General features: G+C 56.2%; 2 protein-coding genes. Both read right to left on the reverse strand.

What is annotated here, in order from left to right; genetic code table 11:
* Nucleotides 1-370 precede the first annotated feature (370 nt).
* Nucleotides 371-3007 (reverse strand): hypothetical protein, encoded by a 2637-nt coding sequence (locus Q368_RS0122640; RefSeq protein ID WP_029461285.1) that lies wholly within the window; start codon nucleotides 3005-3007, stop codon nucleotides 371-373.
* 147 nt (nucleotides 3008-3154) lie between these two features.
* The coding region (locus Q368_RS0122645; RefSeq protein ID WP_029461286.1) for an integrase core domain-containing protein at nucleotides 3155-3427 on the reverse strand (273 nt) is incomplete at its 5' end.

Raw genomic sequence — 3427 nt, forward strand, 5'->3', positions numbered from 1 at the left:
CGGTCGCCCCCTGCGCGGGGGCGCGGATTGAAACTCAAGCTGACCCACAGCCAGGTTGGAAATCGCAAGTCGCCCCCTGCGCGGGGGCGTGGATTGAAGCTTGAAGAGGTAGCACCACGCCGATACCCGGGCGAGGTCGCCCCCCCGTGCGGGGCATGTAAGGTGAAGTGCGGGTTAAGATTTACCGAAAATTATGAAGTATATTAGAAAGTAGAGTAAATAGTCGGGGTGCAGCTCGAAATTTCATCAATCCGAGGTGAAGGTTTGGCTGGTTCTTGAGGTTTTGTCCCAGCCCTCAAAACTATCTTCCTTTCTTCCCTATTCGCTTTGGGTCAGTGCCTCAGGAAAGAACCTTCAGAACCTTAGAAACCTATGCTTCGCCCGCCTTGGCTTGGACGACCTGCCAACTGGCCATATTCGGGCCGGGAACTTGGACGAGCCGCAACCCGTCGACGACACGACCTTTGTGACGTTTTAGCCAGTGGCCTAGGCGGCGCGTATTGATCCCAGGACCATTCTTCTCGCCGGCGATGTCCTCAAGGACTTCAATAAGCCCAGAGTCGTTTGAGTGGCAGCATTCTATGAGGCGCTTGATTTTTATGGCGCTTTTCCCAAACTCTCGCCACCAAAGGGTGAGGAGCGTGTGCAGTTGCCCCAGTTCCGGGTCGTCATTCATAATGGCGTCGCGGCTGGCGCAAGGGTCCGGTTCGCCGACCCACATGAGCGCGCCACGCACCAGGGCAGACCACTGGCCGAAGCCGCCGAAAGGGGTGCCGCCCATGTCCGGCCGGCCGGCGACAATATAAGCGCGCAGGATGGTTAAAATGGCGCTGACATACTCGGTGCGGTTTTGGCGTACGCCCTCAAGGGGATCAAAGGAGAACTGGCGTTCTTCCGGGCGTTCGCATCCAGGGTCCAGCCGGCAAAGCAAGGAGCGGCGAGGTAAATCGCCGGCCAATACCAGATTGTTGCCGTTGGCCGACCAAAGGGTCGTGCTGGGTATTTCAACCTGAGCAGATGCACCAAGCGGGCGAACTTTAATCGTGTCAGCTGTTATGGCCTGACAAAGCAAATCAGATTGCAAAGCTCCATTAAGATTGTCCAAACTTACAAGTAGATCCCCAGAAATGAGGCTGCCGATAAGACGCTTTTCAAGCTCGGCGCTGTCAATCGTCGCTGAAAGAACTGCCGTTCTGTTCCCCGTTGCGATCATGGATGCAATATCCATCAAATACGATTTTCCGCTGCCACGGACAGGAGCCGTGATTGCGAAAAGAGGAATGTGGTCAAGGATTGGTCGCGCCATGGTACTGATAAGCAGAGCCAAGGCGACGGAACGGTCGACGGGTTCTACAAAACTGAAACCAGTCAGTAAATCTTTTATAAATTCAATCTTATCTGCTGCTTCTGAGTGCGTCGGATGGTTGGAGATTTTGATGCTGAGGTGGTGGGCGAAGTAGTATTGGCTTTGTGGGTCATAGCCCGGCGTGAGTAGCAGGGTGCCGTTCGGTCGTAACGTTGGACAATTCAAAATGCCCCGCAAAAGCGGCATGGGCCACAGGCCGGCGCGTCCCGTGATGGTGTCAGCGACATCCTTGGGCGGATCGACGGCACGAAACTCACCAGTTTGGCGATCCCATTTCTCGAATCTGCCATAGCGCCCCAGCACATCCAGAAGGAACGCCTTTTTGACTTCCATGATAACGACAGTTTCTTGAGGACTGTTCGCAACGCAACATTGCGAAGACGCCGGTAGCTTGCCAATCCGTACGAGTTGAGTGCCCCGTTGAAATATTTTGAATTCATAGGGTAGATCCGGTCTGGTCAGGACGGCCTCGCAGGCGTCTACGAGATCGCCAGAGGCCCCTTTTTCTATGCGGATGACGTCTGATACGTTTTGCAGTTTCCGGTAATGGATGTGCAGATTTGGGGTGGTGATTTCGTATTGTTCCCAGGACAAACATTCAAAAGCTGATAAGGACATTATATTGTTCTCAATATGCTGCATGACCTGTGTGTTGTCCCATCCTTCGGCCTCGGCATCAGCCAAATCCCAGCCAGCATTAACCTCCTCAGGCGGTAGAACAATATTGGCGGGCGTACCGATTTTTTCCAGAATTCTTGCCACTTCCATCGCCGCCTCAAAGCCGCATCTGTCAGCATCGGGCCAGATAAAGACCGTCCTTCCTGCTAGTGGCCTGAAGTCGGCCTTGCGAACAGCCTTCGATCCTCCTGACCAGGTGACGGCTACGGCATCGGTAAGAAGGCGTTGGGCTGCGTCCGCTGTTTTCTCGCCTTCGCAGACAAGAACCATGTCATTCGTGGCCGAGGCGGCCAAGCGGTCAAGGCCATACAGGGGGCGGGGAATAGGAAAGCTCTTCCATTGCCAGCAAGCCTTGCTGTTTGCCTCGCCGTAGACCTGGGGGAGAACTTCTTTGCCGCCGTCAGGCAGATTAAAGCGGCAGACATAGCCTAGGATCTGCCCGTGCTCATTTCGATAGGCCCAGCGGGCAGCGACGGTCCTATTGACCCAGGAGCCGGCAACTTGGTGCCTGATGATGTCTGGCGGCGCGGGGACGTGCGATGGCACAGGCATGATGATTTGTCCTGGTGAGTTAGAGGCCGTTCCCCTAGACTTGCTCGCCTTGTTCGAAAGACGGTAGCGAGTCTGGTCTGAAGTAACTCCCAAGTTCTCAGCGAGTTGTTGGGCTGCATCGCTTTGCCGCAAGCCATGGATAGCCGCGAACAAGGAGACCAGATCGCCTCCCTTGTCGTCCGTGGCAAAATCGGCCCACCTGCCGGTGGCAAGGTTGACTTTGCACGAGTGGCCTTGTCCGCCGTCAAGGCTGGCACAGACGTATTCCTGACCCTCCTGCCGTCCCCCCGGCAGCCAGATGGGGAGTAGCTCAGTTATCCGTCCAAAGGCAGCATCGTTGGCGCACTGAATTTGCGAGCGGAGGCTTTTGCTGCGAGTGACAGATTCAAAAGGCATCCGTTTATGCGCCATGGCCAGCCCTCTGCTTGTCGTAGCCAGGGCGCTCACGCAGGGTGGTTCGCCACCAAGCTAAGAAGGGGTCGCGGCGGACAAGGACTGAGGTGGTCCGGCTTGGTTGGACAGGTTGGCGGCGGGGTTAAGCTATAGTCCGGTTGGTGCTCATGCCGCCTTGGAGGCCGAGTGGCCCTCCCGGTATACGTCCATGGGGCGACGACCGTCAAAAGCCGAATGCGGCCGCTGCTCGTTGTAGAAGCGGAACCAGTCTCCAAGGACTTGGCGGGCCTGGCTCCCGGTTTCGAGTTCCCGCAGGTAGACGCACTCCCATTTCACAGAGCGCCACAGCCGCTCGATAAAAACATTGTCCATCCATCGACCTTTGCCGTCCATGGAGATGGCGACGCCGGCATCTTTGAGCGCCTGGGTGAATTCCAG

Source organism: Solidesulfovibrio alcoholivorans DSM 5433 (genome assembly GCF_000702665.1).
Classification (GTDB): domain Bacteria; phylum Desulfobacterota; class Desulfovibrionia; order Desulfovibrionales; family Desulfovibrionaceae; genus Solidesulfovibrio; species Solidesulfovibrio alcoholivorans.